Annotated in this window: 23 protein-coding genes and 1 pseudogene; 12 read left to right on the forward strand and 12 right to left on the reverse strand. The window is 75.4% G+C overall.

Annotation, left to right across the window (positions count from 1 at the left end; translation table 11 throughout):
• Nucleotides 1-47: 47 nt before the first annotated feature.
• Genes ACI79C_RS12960 through galU form a run of 3 tightly spaced genes read right to left on the reverse strand, consistent with a single transcriptional unit; the run spans nt 48 to nt 3,009 of the window.
• Complete coding sequence (locus ACI79C_RS12960; RefSeq protein WP_456946068.1) at nt 48-668, reverse strand: GNAT family N-acetyltransferase; 621 nt, start codon at nt 666-668, stop codon at nt 48-50.
• An 8-nt stretch (nt 669-676) separates the two neighbouring features.
• The gene (gene glp, locus ACI79C_RS12965) at nt 677-2,053 is read right to left on the reverse strand and encodes a molybdotransferase-like divisome protein Glp (protein ID WP_456946069.1); all 1,377 of its coding nucleotides are present in this window, start codon (nt 2,051-2,053) and stop codon (nt 677-679) included.
• A 41-nt stretch (nt 2,054-2,094) separates the two neighbouring features.
• Nucleotides 2,095-3,009, reverse strand: coding sequence for a UTP--glucose-1-phosphate uridylyltransferase GalU (galU, locus tag ACI79C_RS12970; protein ID WP_456946070.1), 915 nt, complete (start codon nt 3,007-3,009; stop codon nt 2,095-2,097).
• Between the two features lie 80 nt (nt 3,010-3,089).
• On the opposite strand from galU, the gene ACI79C_RS12975 reads away from it, so the two are divergent.
• The 4 genes from ACI79C_RS12975 to ACI79C_RS12990 all read left to right on the forward strand — a co-directional run bounded on the left by ACI79C_RS12975 (nt 3,090) and on the right by ACI79C_RS12990 (nt 7,915).
• Nucleotides 3,090-3,683 (forward strand): 5-formyltetrahydrofolate cyclo-ligase, encoded by a 594-nt coding sequence (locus ACI79C_RS12975; RefSeq protein WP_456946071.1) that lies wholly within the window; start codon nt 3,090-3,092, stop codon nt 3,681-3,683.
• A gap of 45 nt (nt 3,684-3,728) precedes the next feature.
• Nucleotides 3,729-5,111 (forward strand): SLC13 family permease, encoded by a 1,383-nt coding sequence (locus ACI79C_RS12980; protein ID WP_456946072.1) that lies wholly within the window; start codon nt 3,729-3,731, stop codon nt 5,109-5,111.
• Between the two features lie 19 nt (nt 5,112-5,130).
• Nucleotides 5,131-6,309, forward strand: coding sequence for a CaiB/BaiF CoA transferase family protein (locus tag ACI79C_RS12985; protein ID WP_456946073.1), 1,179 nt, complete (start codon nt 5,131-5,133; stop codon nt 6,307-6,309).
• Nucleotides 6,310-6,382: 73 nt separating this feature from the next.
• Nucleotides 6,383-7,915: a carboxyl transferase domain-containing protein gene (locus ACI79C_RS12990; RefSeq protein ID WP_456946074.1), complete on the forward strand. Its 1,533-nt coding sequence runs from the start codon at nt 6,383-6,385 to the stop codon at nt 7,913-7,915.
• Nucleotides 7,916-7,995: 80 nt separating this feature from the next.
• On the opposite strand, the gene ACI79C_RS12995 is transcribed toward ACI79C_RS12990, so the two are convergent.
• Together ACI79C_RS12995 and ACI79C_RS13000 are read right to left on the reverse strand one after the other, a co-directional pair.
• Nucleotides 7,996-9,015: an LLM class flavin-dependent oxidoreductase gene (locus ACI79C_RS12995; RefSeq protein ID WP_456946075.1), complete on the reverse strand. Its 1,020-nt coding sequence runs from the start codon at nt 9,013-9,015 to the stop codon at nt 7,996-7,998.
• Nucleotides 9,016-9,054: 39 nt separating this feature from the next.
• Entirely contained in the window at nt 9,055-9,543 is a 489-nt protein-coding gene (locus ACI79C_RS13000; protein WP_456946076.1) for a MarR family winged helix-turn-helix transcriptional regulator, read from the reverse strand.
• A gap of 182 nt (nt 9,544-9,725) precedes the next feature.
• Here ACI79C_RS13000 and ACI79C_RS13005 point away from each other — a divergent pair.
• The 6 genes and pseudogenes from ACI79C_RS13005 (at nt 9,726) to mscL (ending at nt 14,771) form a co-directional block, all read left to right on the forward strand.
• Nucleotides 9,726-10,135 (forward strand): annotated as a pseudogene (locus ACI79C_RS13005) (VOC family protein).
• Between the two features lie 233 nt (nt 10,136-10,368).
• Nucleotides 10,369-12,744, forward strand: coding sequence for an ATP-binding cassette domain-containing protein (locus ACI79C_RS13010; RefSeq protein ID WP_456946077.1), 2,376 nt, complete (start codon nt 10,369-10,371; stop codon nt 12,742-12,744).
• Between the two features lie 16 nt (nt 12,745-12,760).
• Nucleotides 12,761-13,039 (forward strand): hypothetical protein, encoded by a 279-nt coding sequence (locus ACI79C_RS13015; protein ID WP_456946078.1) that lies wholly within the window; start codon nt 12,761-12,763, stop codon nt 13,037-13,039.
• A gap of 200 nt (nt 13,040-13,239) precedes the next feature.
• On the forward strand, nt 13,240-13,584 hold the full coding sequence (locus tag ACI79C_RS13020; protein ID WP_456946079.1) for an FmdB family zinc ribbon protein: 345 nt from the start codon (nt 13,240-13,242) through the stop codon (nt 13,582-13,584).
• An 85-nt stretch (nt 13,585-13,669) separates the two neighbouring features.
• A complete protein-coding gene (gene cpaB, locus ACI79C_RS13025; RefSeq protein WP_456946080.1) occupies nt 13,670-14,290 on the forward strand; it encodes a Flp pilus assembly protein CpaB in 621 nt (206 codons plus the stop codon).
• Between the two features lie 43 nt (nt 14,291-14,333).
• Entirely contained in the window at nt 14,334-14,771 is a 438-nt protein-coding gene (mscL, locus tag ACI79C_RS13030; RefSeq protein ID WP_456946081.1) for a large conductance mechanosensitive channel protein MscL, read from the forward strand.
• Between the two features lie 4 nt (nt 14,772-14,775).
• On the opposite strand, the gene ACI79C_RS13035 is transcribed toward mscL, so the two are convergent.
• Nucleotides 14,776-15,477: a YbaK/EbsC family protein gene (locus ACI79C_RS13035; RefSeq protein ID WP_456946082.1), complete on the reverse strand. Its 702-nt coding sequence runs from the start codon at nt 15,475-15,477 to the stop codon at nt 14,776-14,778.
• Nucleotides 15,478-15,567: 90 nt separating this feature from the next.
• Here ACI79C_RS13035 and ACI79C_RS13040 point away from each other — a divergent pair, with 90 nt between their 5' ends.
• Nucleotides 15,568-15,927: a VOC family protein gene (locus ACI79C_RS13040; protein ID WP_456946083.1), complete on the forward strand. Its 360-nt coding sequence runs from the start codon at nt 15,568-15,570 to the stop codon at nt 15,925-15,927.
• Complete coding sequence (locus ACI79C_RS13045) at nt 15,924-16,355, forward strand: PaaI family thioesterase (RefSeq protein WP_456946084.1); 432 nt, start codon at nt 15,924-15,926, stop codon at nt 16,353-16,355. Before ACI79C_RS13040 ends, ACI79C_RS13045 begins: the two co-directional genes overlap by 4 nt.
• Here ACI79C_RS13045 and proS read toward each other — a convergent pair.
• Genes proS through ACI79C_RS13075 form a run of 6 tightly spaced genes read right to left on the reverse strand, consistent with a single transcriptional unit; the run spans nt 16,349 to nt 21,230 of the window.
• Nucleotides 16,349-17,761, reverse strand: a complete 1,413-nt coding sequence (proS, locus tag ACI79C_RS13050) for a proline--tRNA ligase (protein ID WP_456946085.1) — start codon at nt 17,759-17,761, stop codon at nt 16,349-16,351. The two genes, ACI79C_RS13045 and proS, sit on opposite strands and share 7 nt — an antisense overlap.
• A 37-nt stretch (nt 17,762-17,798) precedes the next feature.
• Nucleotides 17,799-18,719 (reverse strand): MSMEG_6728 family protein, encoded by a 921-nt coding sequence (locus tag ACI79C_RS13055; RefSeq protein WP_456946086.1) that lies wholly within the window; start codon nt 18,717-18,719, stop codon nt 17,799-17,801.
• 31 nt (nt 18,720-18,750) lie between these two features.
• Nucleotides 18,751-19,128: a biopolymer transporter Tol gene (locus ACI79C_RS13060; RefSeq protein ID WP_456946087.1), complete on the reverse strand. Its 378-nt coding sequence runs from the start codon at nt 19,126-19,128 to the stop codon at nt 18,751-18,753.
• Nucleotides 19,125-19,991, reverse strand: a complete 867-nt coding sequence (locus ACI79C_RS13065; protein WP_456946088.1) for an NAD-dependent protein deacetylase — start codon at nt 19,989-19,991, stop codon at nt 19,125-19,127. The genes ACI79C_RS13060 and ACI79C_RS13065 overlap by 4 nt, the downstream gene beginning before the upstream one ends.
• Before the next feature lie 40 nt (nt 19,992-20,031).
• On the reverse strand, nt 20,032-20,478 hold the full coding sequence (locus ACI79C_RS13070; protein WP_456946089.1) for an SRPBCC family protein: 447 nt from the start codon (nt 20,476-20,478) through the stop codon (nt 20,032-20,034).
• 56 nt (nt 20,479-20,534) lie between these two features.
• A complete protein-coding gene (locus tag ACI79C_RS13075) occupies nt 20,535-21,230 on the reverse strand; it encodes a PucR family transcriptional regulator (protein WP_456946090.1) in 696 nt (231 codons plus the stop codon).
• Between the last annotated feature and the right edge of the window lie 393 nt (nt 21,231-21,623).

Below are 21,623 nucleotides of genomic sequence, written 5' to 3' on the forward strand. Positions count from 1 at the left end.
AAAGAGCCCCGGGGCGGACGCCCGTGCGCGTGGTATGCGGGCGCGGCTCAGCCGGAGGCGGCGGCGTGCCAGCGGGCGAGGACCCCCTCGGGCGCGTCCTCGGCCAGCAGCGCGTAGCAGCGGTGGTCGCGCCAGTCCCCGTCGATGTCGAGGTATCGGCGCAGCAACCCCTCGTGGTGGAACCCGAGCCGCTCCACGAGCCGCTGGCTCGGGCCGTTCTCCGGCCGGATGTCGGCCTGCAACCGGTGCAGCCGCGCCGCGCCGAACGCGTGGTCGCACACCAGCGCCACCGCGAGCGAGGCCATGCCCCGGCCGGCGACCGAGCGGTCGATCCAGTAGCCGAGGTTGCCCGAGCGCAGCGCGCCACGGACGACGTTGTCGATGGTGACCTGGCCGGCCAGCCGCCCCTCCACGCGGACGACGAACGGCAGCGTCGTGCCCATGAGGGCCCGGCGCAGCACCGCGCGGCGCATCGCCCGGTACGCCTGCGGGGTGTGCCGGGCCGCCCACGACGAGGGCGCCGTCGGCTCCCACGGGGACAGCCACGCCTCGTTCGCGAGCCGGACCCGGCTCCACTCCTCGGCGTCCCGCCGGCGCGGCGGGTGCAGCTCCACCGGCCCGTGGGAGAGGCGGGCGGGCCAGCCGGGGTGCTGCGCGGGGTCGGGCACGGGTCGGCTCAGCCGCCCAGCAGCAGGGGCATGACGGTGACCAGCCCGCCGGCGGCGACCTCGGTGACGTCCTCGTCGATCACGATCAGGCAGTTGGCCCGCGCCATCCGCGCCAGCATCGCCTCGTCACCGTCGCCCAGCGGCTCGACGACGTAGCCGCCGTCGGGGTGGCGCATCACCTGGCCGTGCAGGTACTGCCGGTACCCCAGCGGGGAGGTCAGCTGCTCGGCGGCGATCGCCTGCACGGTGCGGCGGAACAGCTGCCGCTTGCCCAGCATGAGCCGGATCGCCGGCCGTACGAACACCTCGAAGGCGACCAGCGCGGCCACCGGCTCCCCGGGTACGCAGATGACCGGGACGGAGTCGCGGCCCAGCCGGCCGAACCCCTGGACCGGGCCGGGGTGCATGAGGACCTGCGAGAAGCGCATGTCGCCGAGCTCGGCGAGGGCCTCGCGCACCATGTCCCCCTCGTCGGCGAGGGTGCCGGCGATGAGCACCAGGTCGCTGCGCAGCAGCTGGCTCTCCAGCACCTCCGAGAGGCGGCGCCGGTCGGAGGGGACGATCCCCGACCGGTAGGCCTCCGCGCCGGCGTCACGCGCGGCGGCCGCCAGCGCGTAGCTGTTCACGTCGACGACCTGGCCGGGGGCCGCCGCGCTGCTGATGTCGACCAGCTCGGCACCGGCGGAGAGGACGGCGATCCGCGGCCGGGGCCGCACCAGGACGCGGTCGCGGCCGACCGCCGCGAGCAGGCTGATCTGCGCCGGGCCGATCGGGGTGCCGACCTGCACCGCCGTCGTCCCCGGCGTGACGTCGTCCCCGGTGCGGCGGACGTAGCCGCCCGGCGCCACGGCCGCGTGCACCGTCACCTTGGCCACGCCGCGGTCGGTCCAGACCGCCGGGACGACGACATCGGCGCCGGTGGGCAGCATCGAGCCTGCGGCGACCTTCAACGCCAGCCCGGGCCCGATGGACGACGGGCCGCTGGGCCCGGGGACGCTCTCCCCCACCACCGCCAACGAGGCCGGCTCACCGGGGGTGGCGCCCTCGATGTCCATGGCCCGCGCGGCGTAGCCGTCCAGGGCGGCCTGGTCGAACGCCGGCAACGCCCGCTGGCTGACGACCTCCTCCGCGCAGAGCAGCCCCTGCGCGTCGAGGACGGCCAGCTCGATCGGGTCCGGCTGCGGCACCGCGGAGAGGATCTCGTCGAGGTGCTGCTCGACCGGCCGGGGCGCGGGCGGCTCGGCCGCGCCCGGTGGCGGCGGCGGGACCTGCCCGGGCTCGATCGCGGTCGTCTCGTGGGTCCCCGCCGGCGCCGGGGACACCACCGTGCCGCGGCGCAGGTCCATCGCCGTGGTGTCCCGCTGTCCTGTGCCGTCCTCGGTCATACCCACCACGGAGGTCGATGCTCCCCCCTGAGGGGCCGCCCTCAGGCCTGCGACGCGCCCTTCGGGGACAGGTCGGCCACGAACTCGGTCAACCAGGCCCGCAGCGGCGGGCCGAGGTCGTCGCGCTCGGCGGCCAGGCGGATGACCGCCTTGAGGTAGTCCAGCCGGTCCCCGGTGTCGTAGCGCCGGCCGCGGAACACCACGCCGTGCACCGGCTGTCCCCGCTGGACGAGGGTGGCGAGGGCGTCGGTCAGCTGGATCTCCCCGCCGCGGCCGGGCGCGGTCTCGCGCAGCACGTCGAAGACCTCCGGCGCGAGCACGTAGCGGCCGATGATGGCCAGGCTGCTCGGCGCCTCCTCCACGGGCGGCTTCTCGACCAGGCCGGTGATCGCCACGACGTCGCCGTCGGTGTCCTCGACCGCCACCGCGCCGTACTTGTCGATGTTCTCCCGGCCCACGTCGAGCAGGGCGACCACCGAGCCGCCGTGCTCGGCCTGGACGTCCAGCATCTGCTCGAGCAGGTGGTCACGGGCGTCGATGAGGTCGTCACCGAGCAGCACGGCGAACGGCTCGTCGCCGACGAAGGCCGCCGCCTGCAGCACCGCGTGGCCCAGCCCCCGCGCCTCGCCCTGCCGCACGAAGTGCACCTGGGCCACGTCGGTCGAGGCCTGGACGGCGGCCAGCCGGTCGGCGTCGCCCTTCTTCTCCAGCGCGGCCTCGACCTCGGGAGAGCGGTCGAAGAAGTCCTCGATCGCGCCCTTGTTGCGACCGGTGACCATGAGGACCTCGCCCAGCCCGGCGCGCGCGGCCTCCTCGACGATGTACTGCAGCGCCGGCCGGTCGACCACCGGCAGCAGCTCCTTGGGCACGGCCTTGGTCGCCGGCAGGAAACGGGTCCCCAGGCCCGCGACCGGGAGAACGGCCTTCCGCGCGGGGCGGGAGCTCGAAGTCGGCATGGGCGGAGCGTAGTGGAGGCGGCACGACCGCCCCCCGGCCCGGCCGGAGGACGGTCCCCGGCCCTGGCTAGCCTTCGACGGTGCCTTCTCCGGACGACGTCGCCGCGGCCAAGGCGATGCTCCGGACCCGGTTCCAGGCCCTGCGTGCGAGCCGCACGAGCGAGGCGCGGGCCGCCGCCGCGGCGGCGGTCGCCGCCACCCTGCTGCGCGGGCTGGCCGGGGTCCGCACGCTGGCCGCCTTCGTCCCCGACCCCACCGAACCGGGGGCGGGGCGCCTCCCGGCGGCCTACACCCAGCTCCGCGCGCGGGTGCTGCTGCCGGTGGTGCCGGCCGACGGGCGGGAGCTCGGTTGGGCAGTCGACACCGGCCGGCTGGCCCCGGGCCGTTTCGGCCTGATGGAGCCGGTGGGCCCGCGGCTGGGGCCGACCGCGATCGGCGCCGCGGAGGTCGTCGTCGTCCCCGCGGTGGCGGCGTCCCGGTCCGGCGTCCGGCTGGGCCGCGGCGGCGGCTACTACGACCGGGCGCTGCGGCACGCCCGTGCCGACGCCCAGCTGGTGGCCGTGGTGTTCGACGACGAACTGGTGGACGACCTGCCATCGGAGCCGCACGACCGACGGGTCACCGCGGTGGTCACGCCCTCCGGTGGCTGGGAGGCGCTACCGACCGGTCACTGACACAGTGATCACGCCTTCGTCCCCCCGACGCCGTGGGAGCGCGCCGTGTCCCCCGAGATAGTCACCATCATCGCGCTCGTCGTGATCTTCGCGATCGCGACTTTCCTGCCGATCAACATGGGCGCGCTGGCGTTCACGGCCGCGTTCATCGTCGGCACGCTGTCGGTCGGGCTGACCACCGACGACATCCTGGGCGGCTTCCCCGCCGAGCTCGTCGTGACGCTGATCGGCGTCACGTACCTGTTCGCCATCGCCCAGAACAACGGCACCGTCGACCTGCTGGTGCGCGGCGCGGTGCGGCTGGTCGGCGGCCACGTCGCGGCCATCCCGTGGATCATGTTCTTCGTCACCGCGCTGCTCACCGCGATCGGCGCGCTCTCCCCCGCCGCGGTCGCGATCATCGCCCCGATCGCGCTCACCTTCGCCGTCCGACACGGGATCAACCCGCTGCTCATGGGCATGATGGTCATCCACGGTGCCCAGGGCGGCGGGTTCTCGCCGATCAGCGTCTACGGCGTCACGGTCAACACGATCGTCGACGACGAGGGTCTGCCGGGCAGCCCGGTCGCGGTCTTCCTGGGCAGCCTCGTCTTCAACATCGCCATCGCGGTCGTGCTCTTCCTCGTGCTCGGCGGCCGCCAGCTGATCGGCCGGAAGGTCGCCGTCACGGCGCCGGCGGAGACCGAGCACGCGGAGGCCACCGTCGTCCGCGGGCACGGCGCCGCGCCCGGTCCGGCGGTCGGCGGAGGCGACGGCACGGCGACCGGCGGCGACCGCGTGACGGGCGGGACCGGCGGCGACGGCACCGCGGAGCCGGAGAGCCCGAAGGTCACGATCGACCAGGTCCTGACCCTCCTCGGGCTGGCCGTCGTCGCCGTCCTGGCCCTGGTGTTCGACCTCGACATCGGGTTCGTCGCCATCACCGTCGCGACGGTGCTCGCCCTGTTCGCCGCCGCCCGGCACAAGAACGCGGTCAGCCAGATCAGCTGGTCGACCGTGCTGCTCATCGCCGGCGTGCTGAGCTACGTGTTCGTCCTGCAGGAGGCCGGCGCGATCGACTACGTCGGCGAGGCGGTCACCGGTCTGGGCGCCCCGCTGCTGGTGGCCCTGCTGCTCTGCTACATCGGCGCAGTGGTGTCGGCGTTCGCGTCGTCAGTCGCGATCATCGGGGTCGCCATCGCGCTGGCCGTGCCGTTCCTGCAGGCCGGGACCATCGGGGCCGTGGGGGTCGTGGTCGCCTTGTCGGTCTCCTCCACCATCGTCGACGTGAGTCCGTTCTCGACCAACGGTGCGCTGGTGCTCGCCAACGCGCAGGACGTCGACAAGGACCGCTTCTACAAGCAGATCCTCGCCTACGCCGGGATCGTCGTCGCCGTGGGGCCGCTGCTGGCCTGGCTGGTGTTCGTCGTCATCCCGTCGTGGTTCTGACCGGAACGGAGACCCGAACGTGCCTGGACCGCTGGACGGCATCCTCGTCGTCGACCTGACCCGCGCCCTCGCCGGGCCGCACGCCGGGATGATGCTCGGCGACCTCGGCGCCCGGGTGGTCAAGGTGGAGAACCCCGGGTCGGGTGACGACACCCGCGGCTGGGGCCCGCCGTTCGTGCAGCCGGACGAGGGTGACCGGGAGTCGACCTACTTCCTGTGCACCAACCGCAACAAGGAGTCGGTGACCCTCGACCTCAAGGACGACGGTGACAAGGCGCTGCTCACCGAGCTGATCCGGCGGGCCGACGTGCTGCTGGAGAACTTCCGCCCCGGCACCCTGGCCCGCCTGGGCTTCGGCACCGACGTGCTGGAGTCGCTCAACCCGCGGCTGGTGACCCTGTCGATCAGCGGCTTCGGCCACGACGGCCCCGAGGGTGGGCGGGCCGGCTACGACCAGATCGCCCAGGGCGAGGGCGGGCTGATGTCGCTGACCGGGTCCGGCCCCGACGACCCCCAGCGCGTCGGTGTCCCGATCGGCGACCTGCTGGCCGGCATGTACGGCGCCTACGGGGTGCTCGCCGCGCTCATGGAGCGGGAGCGGACCGGCCGCGGCCAGGTGGTGCGGACCTCGCTGCTCGCGGCGATCGTCGGGGTGCACGCCTTCCAGGGGACGGCGTGGACGGTCGCGGGCAAGGTCGGCCGCGCCCAGGGCAACCACCACCCCTCGATCGCGCCGTACGGGCTGTTCCACTGCAAGGGCGGCAGCGTCCAGCTCTCCTGCGGCTCGGAGGGGCTGTGGCGCAAGCTGTGCGCCGAGTTCGGCCTGGACCCCGACGCCCCCGGCCTGGCCACCAACGGCGAGCGGGTCGGCAACCGCCAGCAGGTGATCGAGCTGCTGGAGCGGACCTTCGCCGACATCGCCCCCGAGGAGCTGCTGGCCCGGCTGGCCGCCGCGGGCATCCCGGCGGGCAAGGTCCGCACCCTCGACGAGGTCTACACCTGGGAGCAGACCCTCTCCCAGGGCCTGCTGGTCGACGTGGAGCACGCCACCCTCGGCCCGTTGCAGCTGCCCGGCCCGCCCCTGCGGTTCTTCACCGCGGGCCCGGACGGCGAGACCGAGACCACCCGCCGGCACCACGCCGCGCCTCCGGTGCTGGGCTCGTCCAACGAGGCGATCCGCGCCTGGCTCCAGACGTGAGCGAGCTCGCGAGCCCACCCATGGGCACAGCTCGCTGGGGCACGTCCCCGACGAGCGCCGGCGAGGAGGCGGCATGACCCGCCCGCCGGACGCGCGGGCACTGCGGGACCTCGTCCTCGACCCCGGCTCGTGGAAGAGCTGGGACGCCCCGATCGAGATCGGCGAGGTCCCCGAGTCCTACGCCGACGAGCTGGCGCGGGCGGCGGAGGAGTCCCGCCAGGACGAGGCGGTCATCACCGGGGAGGGACGGCTGCGTGGCCGGCGGGTCGCCGTGCTCGCCGGTGAGTTCGGCTTCCTGGCCGGCTCCATCGGCGTCGCCGCCGCCGAACGGCTGATCGCCGCCGTGGAGCGGGCGACCGAGGAGGGGCTGCCGCTGCTTGCCGCCCCCGTCTCCGGGGGCACCCGCATGCAGGAGGGCACCGTCGCCTTCCTGCAGATGATCGGGATCACCGCGGCGATCGCCCGGCACAAGGAGGCCGGGCTGCCGTACCTGGTCTACCTGCGGCACCCCACCTTCGGCGGCGTCCTGGCCTCATGGGGGTCGCTGGGCCACGTGACCATCGCCGAGCCCGGCGCCTCGATCGGGTTCCTCGGCGCCCGGGTCTACCAGGCCCTCTACGGCGAGCCCTTCCCCGAGGGCGTGCAGACCGCCGAGAACCTGGCCGCGCACGGGCTGATCGACGCCGTCGTCCCGCACGAGGAGATCGCCGACCTCGCCGACCGGGCGCTGCGGGTGCTGGCCGCGCGGCAGACCTGGCACCACGACGTCCGTGACGCCGAGCGGCCGCGGCCCGAGGACGGCACGGATGCCGGGCTGGGCGGGGTGGACGGTGCAGACCACCGCAGCGCGTGGGAGGTCGTCACCGCGTCCCGGCGGCCGGACCGGCCCGGCGTGCGCCGGCTGCTGCGGACGGCGGCCACCGACATCGTCGGCCTCTCGGGCACCGGCGCCGGGGAGAAGGACCCCGGCCTGCTGCTGGCCCTGGCCCGCTTCGGCGGCGCGCCGTGCGTCGTCCTCGGCCAGGACCGGCGCGGCCAGTCGCTCTCGGCGCCGCTCGGGCCGGCCGCGCTGCGGGAGGCCCGCCGCGGCATGCGGCTGGCCGCCGAGCTGCGGCTGCCGCTGCTCACGCTGATCGACACCCCCGGCGCCGCGCTGTCGAAGGACGCCGAGGAGGGCGGGCTGGCCGCCGAGATCGCCCGCTGCCTGCAGGACCTGGTCATGCTCAAGGCCCCGACGCTGGCCGTGCTGCTCGGCCAGGGCACCGGCGGCGGGGCGCTGGCGCTGGTGCCGGCCGACCGGGTGCTGGCCGCCGCCAACGGCTGGCTGGGTCCGCTGCCGCCCGAGGGCGCCTCGGCGATCGTGCACCGCACGGTCGACCGCGCCGGCGAGATGGCCGCCTCGCAGGGCGTGCGCGCCACCGACCTGTGGCGGGCCGGGATCGTCGACCGGGTGGTGCCCGAGCGGCCCGACGCCGCCGACGAGCCGGTGGAGTTCTGCCAGCGGCTGGGCCGGGTGCTCGGCGAGGAGCTGGCCGACCTGCTCGGACGCGACGACGGCGAGCGGTTCCGCAGCCGGCTGCACCGCTACCGGCACCTCGGCCGCTGAGGCCCCGGCCACGATCCGAGCGGGCTCCTGAGCCGCCGGGTGGTCGCCGGAGTGCCGTCAGGCGGCGCGCTCCCGCCCGTTCAGGCGGCGGACTCCCGCGCGGTCAGCCCCCACGCCCGCGCCACCAGCTCGAGGCTGCGCACCCGCTCCTCGATGCCGTGGGTGGACGCCGAGAGCATGAGCTCGTCGGCTCCGGTGTCGGCGGCCAGCTGCCGCAGCTGCCGCACCGCCGAGTCGACGTCCCCGACGATCGCGTTGCTCGGCATGGCCTCGGCCGCGGCCCGCTCCGGGTCGACCTCGGCCTCCTCGATGGTGGGCACCGGGCGCAGTCGGCCCAGGCGGATCGACAGCCGCATCAGCTGCCCGGGCAGGGCCAGCCGGCGGGCCTCCCGCTCGGTGTCGGCGGCGAGCACGTTCGCCGTCACGATCGTGTACGGCTGCTGGAGGGCCGGCGAGGGGCGGAAGGTGTCCCGGTAGAGGCCGACGGCGGTCAGCGTGTGCGGGCTGCCGAAGTGGTGGGCGAAGGCGAAGGGCAGCCCGAGCTGGCCGGCCAGCTGCGCGGAGAACCCGCTGGAGCCCAGCAGCACGACCTGCGGCACGGACGACGCCGCCGGGGTGGCCCGGAACCGCTCGGCGAGGCCGCCCTCCACGCGCGGGTCGCCGAACAGGCCCAGCAGGTCGACCAGGTGCTGCGGGAAGTCGTCGGCCGAGAGCGCGGCGGGGTCACGGCGCAGGGCGATCGCCGTCTGCTGGTCGGTGCCCGGTGCCCGGCCGATGCCGAGGTCGATCCGGCCGGGGTGCAGCGCCTCCAGCAGCGCGAACTGCTCGGCGACGACCAGCGGCGCGTGGTTGGGCAGCATCACGCCGCCGGAGCCGACCCGGATCCGTTCCGTCACCGCAGCCAGGTGGGCCATGAGCACCGGCGGGCTGGTGCTCGCCACCGCCGGCATGTTGTGGTGCTCGGCGACCCACAGCCGGACGTACCCCAGCCGGTCGGCGGCCCGCGCCACGCGGGTGGTGGCGGCCAGCGCGTCGGCGGTGGACTGCCCCGACCCGACGGTGGCCAGCTCGAGGACGGACAGCGGCAGCGGCTCGGTCATCACCGGCGCCAACGCCGGATGCCGTCGGTCGCTTCCCCGCTAGACGTCCGCGCCGTGCTCGACACGCATGCTGTGGTCGGGGTCGAGCCGGTCGACGACGGCCTGCAGCGCCTCGCCCAGCGCCGCGACCTGCTCGTCGGTGAGCGGGTCGAACAGCGCGGCCCGGACGGCGTTCACGTGGCCCGGCGCGACCGCGCGGACGACGTCCCACCCCTCGTCGGTGAGGACGGCGACGTTGCCGCGGCCGTCCTCGGGCGAGCGCTCCCGGCGCACCCAGCCGCGCTCCTCCAGCCGGGCCACGGTGTGCGACAGCCGGCTCTGCGACTGGTTGGCCCGCCGGGCCAGGTCGCTCATGCGGCGGCTGCGCCCGGGCGCCTCGGACAGCATCGCGAGGACGACGTAGGCGGCGTGGGTGAGGCCGGCGTCGCGCTGCAGCTGGGCGTCGAGCACCCGCGGGAGCAGCTCGGCCACGGTCAGCCAGGCACGCCACGTCTGCTGCTGCTGCTCGTCGAGCCACCGCTGGACCACGGACGGAACCGTACTGGCGCGCCGCAGCAGGCCAGCGGGCCGGACGCGCGGCGGCGCGGGGACGTTGGGCCCGCGGGCCGGGTCGTCGGGGACGCCTCCCGGGCCGGCGGCGTCGAGGCGGGCCCCGGACCGGTCACGAATCGAGAAGCCCCGGTCAGCGCGTCGTCCCTAGCGTGACCGCCATGGACGTCACCATCCACCACACCGTCCTCCCGCACGCCGACCCCGACGCCTCGCTGGCCTCCTACCGCGACACCCTGGGGTTCGAGGTCCGCAACGACGTCGGCCACGGCGGGATGCGCTGTTCACCATCGGTCCGGCCGACCAGCCGGACACGTCGGTCGTCCTGCACCCGCCGACCGCCGACCCCGGCATCACCGAGGACGAGCGGCGGGTGGTCGCCGGGATGATGGCCAAGGGCACCTACGCCTCCGTCGTCCTGGCCACCGAGGACCTCGACGGCACGTTCGGCCGGGTGCGGGCCAGCGGCGCCGAGGTCCTGCAGGAACCGGCCGACCAGCCGTACGGGATCCGCGACTGCGCCTTCCGCGACCCCGCGGGCAACACCGTCCGCATCCAGGAGCGGCCCTGACCCGTCGGCCGACTCCGGATCCGGCCGGACTCCCCCGCCGGGTGCGACGCCCGCCCGGCGTCATCCGGACGGGCGGCGCGCCTCCCGGCCGTCCCCCTGATCCGGTAGACAACGCTCCGGTCCCCGACCGCGCCGGCGACCCGGGACCGGACGCACCACCCGACGCTGCTCCGACCGGGCCCGGCGTCGCCGACGACGGACCCCGCAGGCCCTGCCCGACGGATGGAGACCCCATGAGCACGGACACGCAGTCGCCCGCGCGGCACGTCGCCGACAGTCACGACCTGATCCGCGTGCACGGCGCGCGGGAGAACAACCTCAAGGACGTCGACGTCGAGCTCCCGAAGCGCCGGCTGACGGTGTTCACCGGCGTCTCCGGGTCGGGCAAGAGCTCGCTGGTCTTCGACACGATCGCCGCGGAGTCCCAGCGGATGATCAACGAGACCTACAGCGCCTTCGTGCAGGGCTTCATGCCGTCGCTGTCCCGGCCGGAGGTCGACCTGCTCGAGGGCCTGACGACGGCGATCATCGTCGACCAGGAGCGGATGGGCGCCAACCCGCGCTCCACCGTCGGCACCGCCACCGACGCCAACGCGATGCTGCGCATCCTCTTCAGCCGGCTCGGGCAGCCGCACATCGGCCCGCCGAACGCGTTCTCGTTCAACATCCCCACGGTGCGGGCCAGCGGTGCGATCACCGTCGAGCGCGGGGCCAAGACCAAGGCCGAGAAGGCGACCTTCACCCGGCTCGGCGGCATGTGCCCGCGCTGCGAGGGCATGGGCGCGGTCACCGACTTCGACCTGACCGCGCTGTACGACGACAGCAAGTCGCTGAGCGAGGGCGCGCTGACGGTCCCCGGCTACAGCATGGACGGGTGGTACGGCCGCATCTTCAGCGGCGCCGGGCTGCCCATGGACAAGCCGATCGCGAACTTCAGCAAGAAGGAGCTGCACACGCTCCTCTACGGGGAGCCGACGAAGATCAAGGTGGAGGGGGTCAACCTCACCTACGAGGGCGTGATCCCCAAGATCCAGAAGTCGATGCTGTCCAAGGACGTCGACGGGATGCAGCCGCACGTCCGGGCCTTCGTCGAGCGGGCGATCACCTTCACCACCTGCCCCGAGTGCGACGGCACCCGGCTGGCCCCGGAGGCCCGGTCGTCGAAGATCCGGGGCAGGAGCATCGCCGACGTCTGCGCCATGCAGATCAGCGACCTGGCCGACTGGATCCGGGACCTCGACGAGCCGTCGGTGGCCCCGCTGCTCACCGGGCTGCAGCACCTCCTCGACTCGTTCGCGCGGATCGGTCTGGGCTACCTCTCGCTCGACCGGCCCGCCGGCACCCTCTCCGGAGGAGAGGCGCAGCGGACCAAGATGATCCGCCACCTGGGCTCGTCGCTCACCGACGTCACCTACGTGTTCGACGAGCCGACGATCGGGCTGCACCCCCACGACATCCAGCGGATGAACGACCTGCTGCTGCAGCTGCGGGACAAGGGCAACACCGTGCTGGTCGTCGAGCACAAGCCGGAGACGATCGCGATCGCCGACCACGTCGTCGACCTCGGCCCGGGCGCCGGCACCGCCGGCGGCGAGGTGGTCTTCCAGGGCACCGTCGAGGGGCTGCGCGCCAGCGGCACGCTCACCGGGCGGCACCTGGACGACCGGGCGGCCCTGAAGTCCTCGGTCCGGACGCCGTCGGGGGCGCTCGAGGTGCGCGGCGCCGACACCCACAACCTCCGCGGCGTCGACGTGGACATCCCGCTCGGTGTCCTCTGCGTGGTCACCGGCGTGGCCGGCTCCGGGAAGAGCTCGCTCATCCACGGCTCGGTCGCCGACCGGGACGGCGTGGTGGTCGTCGACCAGGGGGCGATCCGCGGGTCGCGACGGAGCAACCCGGCGACCTACACCGGGCTGCTCGACCCGATCCGCAAGGCGTTCGCCAAGGCCAACGGCGTGAAGCCGGCGCTGTTCAGCTCCAACTCCGAGGGCGCCTGCCCGACCTGCAACGGCGCCGGCGTCATCTACACCGAGCTGGGCGTCATGGCCACCGTCGAGTCGACCTGCGAGGAGTGCGAGGGCAGGCGGTTCCAGGCGTCGGTGCTGGAGTACACGCTGGGCGGCCGCGACATCGCCGAGGTGCTCGGCATGTCGGTGACCGAGGCCGAGGAGTTCTTCGGCGCCGGCGAGGCACGCACCCCGGCCGCGCACGCCATCCTCGACCGGCTCGCCGACGTCGGGCTCGGCTACCTGGCCATCGGCCAACCGCTCACCACGCTGTCCGGGGGCGAGCGGCAGCGGCTCAAGCTGGCCACCCGCATGGCCGAGAAGGGCGGCGTCTACGTCCTCGACGAGCCGACCACCGGGCTGCACCTGGCCGACGTCGACAACCTGCTCGGCCTGCTCGACCGGCTGGTCGACTCCGGCAAGTCGGTCATCGTCATCGAGCACCACCAGGCGGTGATGGCGCACGCCGACTGGGTCATCGACCTCGGCCCGGGCGCCGGCCACGACGGCGGACGGGTCGTCTTCGAGGGCACCCCGGCCGACCTCGTCGCCGCCCGCTCGACCCTCACCGGCGAGCACCTCGCGGCCTACGTCGGTCGCTGACCGTCTCGACCCGCCCATGCCGACGCGTTCCGCGGCCGGGACCGCGGCCCTGCTCCTCGCGGTGCTCGCGGGGGCCGGGCACCTGGGGGTCGGGTACTTCTACCTGGTCAGCGGACTGGTGGTCCCGGTCCCCGCCCTGCTGCCGCTGTGGCTCCTCTGGGGGCTCCTGGCGGTGTGGCTGGTCCGGCTGGCACTGCGCCGGTCGTGGTGGACCCCGGGCGTGCCGGTCCTGGCCGCGGGAGTGCTCGTGCTGGTGCTGGTGGTGGGCGACGAGGTGCTCGGCTGGCAGGCCTGAGCCCCGCGGCTGGACGGCGGTGTCCGAGGGGTCGGGCAGCACCGCGGTGAGCTGCCCGCGGCAGTCCGCGTCGACCTCTCCGCGCGCACCGGGGGGACACTCACCGGCGGCACGTGGACGCCGGGCGCGACAGCGCGCATCATTGGCAGTCGCCGGGTGAGAGTGCCAGCCCGGCCCGTCCGACGAGGAGAGCTCCCGCCGTGCCCACGTACCAGTACGCCTGCACCAACCCCCAGGGCAAGCACGAGTTCGAGGTCGTGCAGTCCTTCACCGACGCGCCGGTGAGCGAGTGCCCGACGTGCGGCACCACCGTGCGCAAGGTCTACGGCTCGGTGGGCGTGGTCTTCAAGGGCTCGGGCTTCTACCGGACCGACAGCCGGTCGAGCTCCACCTCGGGCGAGTCGACGAGCGCCGACAAGAAGGAGACGGCCCCGGCCGCGAGCGGCAGCTCGTCCTCCTCGTCCTCCTCGTCGTCCTCCTCGTCGTCGTCGAGCGGCAGCTCCTCGACGTCGAGCTCCTCGTCGAGCAAGGCCGCCGCCGGCTGAGCCGAGCGGGTCCACAGGACCCCGCTCCCTCCACAACCCGGCGGTAGCCGCCCCGCGGTCGTGACCGACCGGCGAGCGTGGGCCCATGGTCCGACTCCGTCGTCCCCGCTCGCCGGTGCACTCGGCCCGGCGAGCTCTCGCCGGGCTGCTCGCCGCCGCGGCCCTCGTGCTGGCCCTGCGGCCGGCCCCCGCCCCGGCGGCCGCGCGCGCCCCGACCACCGTGCCGGTGGTCGTGGCCGCGACCGACCTGCCCCCGGGGTCGGTGCTGACCGCCGACGACCTGGCCGTGGCCCGCTATCCGGACGCCCTGCGCCCCACCGGGGCGAGCGCTGACCCCGGAGCGCTGGTCGGCGGCACGCTCGCCGGGAGCACGCGCGCCGGGGAGCCGCTCACCGACGCCGCCCTGGTCGGTGCCGGCCTGACCGCGCAACTGGCCGAGGGACAGGTGGCCGCGCCGGTACGGCCGGCCGACCTGGCGGTCAGCGGGCTGGTCCGGGCCGGCGACCGGGTCGACGTCCTGGCGACCCCGGCCGGCGCCGAGCGGGCCGAGGTGGTCGCCGCCGGCGCGCTCGTGCTGGCCGCGCCGGGGCCGGACGACGCGGACGACGGCCTGCTCCTGCTCGCCGTGGACGACACCACCGCCGCGCACCTGGCCGCCGCGGCCACCACCGCGACACTCACCCTGAGCCTCCCGCCGCCGCCCTGAGTGGCGCGTGGACGGGCGCGCCCCGGTGTGGGTGGATACCGCCATGATCAAGGGCTTCAAGGACTTCCTGCTCCGCGGCAACGTCGTCGACCTCGCGGTCGCGGTCGTCATCGGGGCGGCGTTCACCGCGGTCGTCAGCCAGTTCACCGCGTCGTTCCTGGAGCCGCTCATCGCACTGTTCGGCGGCGGGGGCATCGAGGGCGGGACGTTCACCGTCGACGGCCAGGTCTTCGACTGGGCCGCGTTCGTCAACGCGGTCATCACCTTCGCGATCACCGCCGCGGTCGTCTACTTCCTCGTCGTGCTGCCGATGAAGACGCTCATCGAGCGGCGCAAGCGCGGCGAGGAGCCCGGCCCGGCCGAGCCGACGCAGGTCGAACTCCTCATCGAGATCCGCGACCTGCTGCGGGCCCAGCAGGGCGCCGGTCCCGGCGGAGACCCGTCCGGCCCGGGGACGACGTCGCTGCCCGGCCGGCTGTGAGTCTTCAGTCGCTGCCCCAGTGCGGGGGCCGGTCCTCGAGGTAGCGGCGGTCGTCGGCGGTGCGGTCGTCGGGCCGCTCGCCCCAGCCGACGTCGCGGTCGTCGGGTGCCCGCTCGGCGACGGCGGCCGGCACCGACTGCGGGGGCTCGGCCGGCTCCCGGCCCAGCCCCTCGAGGACCTCCACCGCGGGCATCGCGGCCAGCGCCGCCCCGGGGACGGCCAGCTTGCTGCCGCGGGTGCCCGACCCGACCACGACGAGGTCCGCGGCGGCCACCACGGCGTCGACCAGCACCGGCCAGGACGGCGGCAGCCCGATCGGGGTGATCCCGCCATAGGCCATCCCGCTCTCGGCGACGGCGACGTCCTGCGGCGCGAACGACGCCTTGCGAGCCCCCAGGTGCCGGCGCACCAGCCCGTTGACGTCGGCGCGGGTGCTCGCCGGCACCACGCAGGCGGCCATCGTCGTCTGGCCCGCCCGGCGGGCGGCCACCACCACGCAGTTGGCCGACGCCGCCAGGGGCACCCCGTAGGCCTCGGTGAACTCGGTGGTGTCGGCGAGGTCGTCGTCGATCTCGGCCACCCAGGCCCGCCCGGGGAGGTCCCCGAGCGCCGCGGCCACCGGTGGGGCCAGCAGCTCGGGCCGGTCGGCGGCGGGGACCCAGGTCAGGGAGCCGAGCTGGGGAGCGGTCGAGGGAGTCGCAGCCACGTCCCGATCCTGCCCCGATGGCCGGAACGCTGCGGCATCCGGCCCGGACCGCGCTGGTCAGCGCCCGGTGCGGACCCGCAGGATGGGGCCATGATCGGCCAGTTGCACTCCGTCGTCATCGACGCACCCGACGCGCACGCCCTCGCCACGTTCTACGCCGAGCTGCTCGGGATGGAGGTCAGCAAGGGCGAGCCCGGCGACGACTGGGTCGTCGTGACCGGCCAGGGCCACCGACTGGCCTTCCAGCAGGCCCCGGACCTGCAGCCACCGGACTGGCCGGACCCCGGCCGGCCCCAGCAGTTCCACCTCGACGTCCGGGTCGCCGACGTCGACGAGGCGGAGCCGCAGGTGCTGGCCCTCGGTGCCCGGCGACTGCCCGGGGGTGGCGGCGACTTCCGCGTCTACGCCGACCCGGTGGGTCACCCCTTCTGCCTGGTGTGGGACGCGTGAGCGCCGGGAGCGCCCTGCCACCGGTCGACCTCAGCGCGGCCAGCCGGTTCGTCGCCGCCTCGGGGTTCCAGGTCACCGAGGCCAGCGGCACCCGGGTGGCCGGGCACGTCGACCTGGGTCCGGACCAGCACACGCCGTGGGGCGTGGTGCACGGCGGGGTCTACTGCACCGTCGTCGAGTCGGCCGCGAGCATCGGCGCGAGCGCGGCGGTGGTCGACCGCGGCCAGTTCGCGGTCGGCGTCAACAACAGCACCGACTTCCTCCGGCCGGTGACCACCGGGCGGGTCGAGGTCCTGGCCGAGCCGATCCAGCAGGGCCGCACGCTGCAGCTGTGGCTGGTCACCCTGACCCGCAGCGACGACGGCAAGCCGGTGGCCCGCGGCCAGGTGCGGCTGCAGAACGTGCCCCTGCCGGGCGGGCCTCAGTAGGCGCGGCCGACGACGGCCAGGGCGCCCGGCTCGTCGTCGCTGTCCGGCAGGCCGCCGTCCGGCCTGACCAGGCAGCGCACGGTGACGCCGTGCTCGGCCAGGCGTGCCTCCCCCGCGGTGCCCAGCCGCGCCCAGGGGACCCGGGCCCACCCGTCGCGGGCGGCGGCCAGGGCCTGGTCGGCCGTGTCCACGTCCGCCGTGCGCTCGGCCAGCCGGGTGCGGGCCTCGGCGAGCAACCGCTCCTGGTCGTCGGCGAGCGCGCGCCCGGCCTGCTCGGCCACCGCGCCCAGCTCCAGCGGCGCGGTCTCGCCGGGGACCCGGCGGACGACGGTCACCCGGCCGTCGGCCAGGTCCCGGGGCCCGAGGTCGACGCGCAGCGGGACGCCCTTGAGCTCCCAGTCGACGGCGCGGCGGCCGAAGGGGACGTCGACCCGGTCGTCCAGCTCGACCCGCACCCCCCGGGCCCGCAGCTCGTCGGCCACCGTCCGGGCGGCCTGCTCCACGCCCTCGCCCGCGCGGGCCACGATCACCACCGCCTGCACCGGTGCCAGCCGGGGCGGCAGCCGCAGCCCCGCGTCGTCGCCGTGGCTCATGACCAGCCCGCCGACCATGCGGGTGGAGGACCCCCACGACGTCGTCCAGGCCAGCCGCCGCTCGCCGTCGGCACCGAGGAAGCCGATGTCGAAGGCGCGGGAGAAGTTCTGCCCCAGCTCGTGGCTGGTGCCCATCTGCAGGGCCTTGCCGTCGCGCATCATCGCCTCGCAGGTCAGCGTGTTGACCGCGCCGGCGAAGCGCTCCCTGCGGGTCTTGCGCCCCGGCAGGACCGGGATCGCCAGGACCTCGGTCATGACGTCGGCGTAGACCTCGCGCAGGATCCGCCGGGCGTAGGCGGCGGCGTCGGCCTCGGTGGCGTGCGCGGTGTGCCCCTCCTGCCAGAGGAACTCCGTCGTGCGCAGGAAGAGCCGGGGCCGCAGCTCCCACCGGACGACGTTGGCCCACTGGTTGAGCAGCAGCGGCAGGTCGCGGTGGCTCTGCACCCACCTGCCCATGTACTCGCCGATGACCGTCTCGCTGGTCGGGCGCACGACCGCGGGGACCTCCAGCTCCTTGCCGCCGGCGTGCGTGACCACCGCCAGCTCGGGGCTGAAGCCCTCGACGTGCTCGGCCTCGCGGCGCAGGTACGGCTCGGGGATCAACAGCGGGAAGTAGGCGTTGCGGGCGCCGGCGGCCTTGATCCGGTCGTCGACCTCGCGCTGCAGCCGCTCCCAGATCGCGTACCCGTGGGGCCGGATCACCATCGTCCCGCGGACCGGGCCGTTCTCGGCGAGCTCGGCCTTGGCCACGACGTCCTGGTACCAGCGCGGGAAGTCGGCGGACTGGCTCGTGAGCACGGCGGGTCTGGCCACGTCGGCACCCTGGCACAGCGCGCGGGCTGCGCGCCGCTCAGTTGCCGGGCACGTGCGCCGGGTCGAGCACGACGGAGAACAGCGCGCGCGGGTCCTGCAGCGTCGCGGGCGGGCGCGCCGCCGACCGCGGCACCACGCGGTCCCACCGGGCCGGACGGCGGTGCGGCAGGAGCTCCCGGCCCTCGAAGAGGTACTCCCCCACCACTTCGCCCAGCAGCAGCCCGGCGCCGTGCTCGATGGGCAGGCCGACCCGGTCTCCGGGGCGCACCTCGTCGAGGAAGGTCGACAGCTGGCGGAGGTCCTTGGCCGGGCGCCGGCCGGAGATCTCCTTGGACAGGGCCCGCAGTTCCGCCGGACCCATGCCGGTCGCGTCGACGTCGATGCCCGACTGCGTGCCCAGCCCCACGACGCCGGCGGCCAGGCACGCCCCGAGCTCGTTGTGCGCGCGCGGTCGCACCACCCACACCGTCACGCCCTCGGGCGGCGGCGCGGGCGGGACGTCGTCGGGCTCCGGCCAGACGTAGGGCAGGTCGTCGGGTTCGGGCCCGAAGCGCTCGGTGAACCGCGCCCGGTAGAAGTCGGGTTCCTTGGCCATCAGGTTGGACCGGTGCGACAGGTGCAGCGCCTCGTCGCCCACCCAGGAGGGCAGCAGCCCGGCGCGGGCCAGCTCCTCCTGGGGCACGCCCACGACGTCGGGAGCGAACTCGGCGATCAGCGTGTGCGTGCTGTCGGCGAAGCCCCGCTCGCGCCACACCCGGACCATCGCCAGCCCGTAGGCCACCAGCGCCGGGGTGCGCCCCCGCCACATCCGGACGACGGGGTGGGAGACCCAGCCGTAGTCGGGCAGCTCCAGCGCCCGCAGCACCTGCAGGGTCTCGACCCGCTGCTTGCCGAGGCGGGGGGAGTCCAGGAGCCGGGCGCTCTCCTCGAAGTCGGCGACGGGCAGGAAGGTCTGCATCGCGGCTCCTCCTTCCCGAGCCGGCGCGGGGTCAACCGCCCGACGACTCGAGCGCGGTCAGCGCCGCGGTCCAGCGCTCGCGGCGCTCGGCGTCGTCCTGCTCCCACCACGCGGTGCCCCGCTCGCCCAGCCCGGTCTTCGCCAGCCGGACCCGGGCGCGGGCGGCGGCCACGGCCGCGTCGTCCCCGGCCGACCCGGCGGTCCGGACGGCGGCCCGCGCCACCCCCAGGTGGTGCAGCAGCCGCGCCCGCACGTCCTCGGGGAGCGCGGGGTCGGCGCGACGCCACCGCCGTCCGTCGACCACGAGCCACCGGCCGTCGTCCTCACCCGCCGGGCGGCCTCCCTGCAGGGGGACGGCGCGGGCCGGCGAGTGCTGGGGGGCAGGGAGGTCCCTCGTCTCGTGGGTCACGCGGCCAGGCGCCGGACCAGGTCGGGCAGCACCGTCCCCAGCGGCGCGTCGACGCGGACGTCGACCTTCGCGTCCCCGCGGGTGGCGCCGAGGTTGACCAGGCCGACCGGGATGCCGAGCTTCTCGGCGCGCAGCACGAACCGGTAGCCGCTCATGACCGTCAGCGAGGAGCCGAGCACGAGCAGCGCGCCGGCCTCCTCGACCATCGCGAAGCAGGCGTCCACCCGGTCCCTCGGGACGGTCTCACCGAAGAAGACGACGTCGGGCTTGAGCGGCCCGCCGCCGCAGGCCAGGCAGTCGACCATGACGAAGCCGTCGAGGAGCTCGTCGGGCAGCTCGGCGTCGCCGTCGGGGTTGACCTCGTCCACGTGCGGACCGAAGTGCGGGTTGACCACCCGCAGCCGCCGGTCCAGCTCGGCGCGGTCGGCGACGTCGCCGCAGGCCAGGCAGATCGTGCGGTCCAGGCCGCCGTGCAGCTCGACGACGTCCCGTGCGCCGGCCGCCTGGTGCAACCCGTCCACGTTCTGCGTGATGACCCCGCCGACCAGCCCGGCGTCCTGCAGGTCGGCGACCGCCCGGTGCCCGGCGTTGGGCCGCGCCGCCCGGATCTGCCGCCAGCCGACGAAGCTGCGCGCCCAGTAGCGGTGCCGGCCGCGGGGGTCGCGCAGGAACGTCTGGTAGGTCATCGGCGTGTGCCGGCGCAGCGCCCCCGAGGCGCCGCGGTAGTCGGGGATGCCGGAGTCGGTGGACAGCCCCGCCCCGGAGAGGACGACGACGTCGCCGTCCCCCACGAGGCGGGCGAGCGCGTCGAGGCCAGCCGGGTCCACGGCGGGCGGCTCGACGGCGGCGGGCACTGCGGTCACCGGGCCATCGTCCCCTCGAATGCCGGTTCGCGCCGCCGGCTCAGGACGCCGACAGCTCCCGGTCCAGCCGCCCCAGCAGGTCCTCGTACACCCGGCGCAACCCCTTCGGGGCGAACGTGCGCTCGAAGAAGCCGCCGATGCCGCCGGCTCCGTTCCAGGTGGTGCGCACCCGCACGGTGCTGAGCCCCGCGTCGGCCGGGTGCACCGTCCACGTCGTCACCATCGACGAGCGGGTGTCGCGCTCGACCAGCGTCGTGGCGTCGGGCTGGCTGACCTCCACCAGCTGGTCGCGCACCCGCTTGGAGGTGGCGGCGAACCGCCAGGCCACGCGGGTGCCCGCGCCCTGGCCACCGGCCTCGACGCGGTAGTCGCTGAACTGCTCGGGGAGGATGCGGCGGCGGGTCTCGGTGTAGTCGGCGAGGGCGGGGAGCACCCGCTCGGCCGGTGCCCGGACCACGTGCTCGGCGGTGGCGACGACCTGTCCCATGCCCTCCATCCTGCCGTCGCTCCCTGCGGCCCGACGCCAGGGGACCGGCGAGGGCCTCAGCCGCGGGTGTGCCCGGGCACCGCCTGCGGGTCCAGCCCGGTCCGCAGCCGCCAGGCGGCCAGAGCCACGCCCAGCCCCACGTGCTGGGCGGGGTCGTCCACGGGAGCTCCGAGCAGCTGCTCGATGCGGTCGAGCCGCGCGTAGAGCGACTGCCGGCGGATGCCGAGCAGCTCCGCGGTCCGCGTCTTGCTCAGCCCCGTGGCCAGGTGCGCGTCGAGCGTGCGCAGCAGCTCGGTGCCGTGCGCGGCGTCGTGGTCGACCAGCGGCCCGAGCTGGCCGGCGACGAAGCGACCCACCTCGGCAGCAGAGGTGCCGGCGGCCAGCAACCGGTGGATGGCGACGTCCCGGGCCAGCACGACGGGCTCCCGGCTGCCGATCCGGCGGCTGAGCGCCACAACCTCCCGCGCCTGGGCCACGGCCGCCGGGACGTCGGCGAGCGCCCCGACCGCGTCCGCCACGCCGACGGTGCGGATCGCCGCGGCCAGCGGCCCCGCGCACAGCCGGTCCCGCAGGCCGGCGACCGCCTCCCGCTGCCGCCGGAGCTCCGGCCGCGGCCGGCCGCGGGCGAGCACGAGCACGGCGCTGCCCGCGGCGCCCACCAGGCACTGCCCGAGGACCTCCTCGGCGGCCTGCCGCACCGCGGGCACGGCCTCGCTGGCCGGGGTCCGGCGGTCGAACTCGACTGCGGCCACGAGGACCGGCACGCCCGGTGCCGGCACCCAGCCGGCGGCGGCCAGGCGGGTCCGCAGCTCCCCTCCGAGACCAGGACGCCGGCGACGAGGTCGGTGACCACCGCCTGCGCCAGCGAGGGGCGGGAGCCGACGTCCGGGTGGCGGCCGAGCTCCAGCGCGACCGCCACCGCCGCCCGGTCGGCCACCCCCGTCCGGCGCGCGGTCCGCCGGCCCAGCAGCACCAGTCGACCCACCGGGCCGTGCGGGCCTCGGACCTCCGCGATCGTCCGGTCGGTCGGGTGCGCCTGCCCCGGGAGGCGGCTGCGCTCCACCACCCGGCCGTCGACGTCGACCAGCTCGGCGGGGCAGTCGGCCAGCCGCGCCACCGCGTCGAGCAGCCCGGCCAGCCCCTGC

The sequence above is a fragment of the Geodermatophilus sp. SYSU D00697 genome (assembly GCF_054050175.1).

What these genes read in the sequence shown, in the direction of transcription:
- glp (WP_456946069.1), bottom strand. Translation starts at nt 2,053, where the DNA reads ATGACCGAGGACGGCACAGGACAGCGGGACACCACGGCGATGGACCTG.
- galU (WP_456946070.1), bottom strand. Translation starts at nt 3,009, where the DNA reads ATGCCGACTTCGAGCTCCCGCCCCGCGCGGAAGGCCGTTCTCCCGGTC.
- ACI79C_RS12990 (WP_456946074.1), top strand. Translation starts at nt 6,383, where the DNA reads ATGACCCGCCCGCCGGACGCGCGGGCACTGCGGGACCTCGTCCTCGAC.
- ACI79C_RS12995 (WP_456946075.1), bottom strand. Translation starts at nt 9,015, where the DNA reads ATGACCGAGCCGCTGCCGCTGTCCGTCCTCGAGCTGGCCACCGTCGGG.
- ACI79C_RS13010 (WP_456946077.1), top strand. Translation starts at nt 10,369, where the DNA reads ATGAGCACGGACACGCAGTCGCCCGCGCGGCACGTCGCCGACAGTCAC.
- ACI79C_RS13015 (WP_456946078.1), top strand. Translation starts at nt 12,761, where the DNA reads ATGCCGACGCGTTCCGCGGCCGGGACCGCGGCCCTGCTCCTCGCGGTG.
- cpaB (WP_456946080.1), top strand. Translation starts at nt 13,670, where the DNA reads ATGGTCCGACTCCGTCGTCCCCGCTCGCCGGTGCACTCGGCCCGGCGA.
- mscL (WP_456946081.1), top strand. Translation starts at nt 14,334, where the DNA reads ATGATCAAGGGCTTCAAGGACTTCCTGCTCCGCGGCAACGTCGTCGAC.
- ACI79C_RS13040 (WP_456946083.1), top strand. Translation starts at nt 15,568, where the DNA reads ATGATCGGCCAGTTGCACTCCGTCGTCATCGACGCACCCGACGCGCAC.
- ACI79C_RS13055 (WP_456946086.1), bottom strand. Translation starts at nt 18,719, where the DNA reads ATGCAGACCTTCCTGCCCGTCGCCGACTTCGAGGAGAGCGCCCGGCTC.
- ACI79C_RS13070 (WP_456946089.1), bottom strand. Translation starts at nt 20,478, where the DNA reads ATGGGACAGGTCGTCGCCACCGCCGAGCACGTGGTCCGGGCACCGGCC.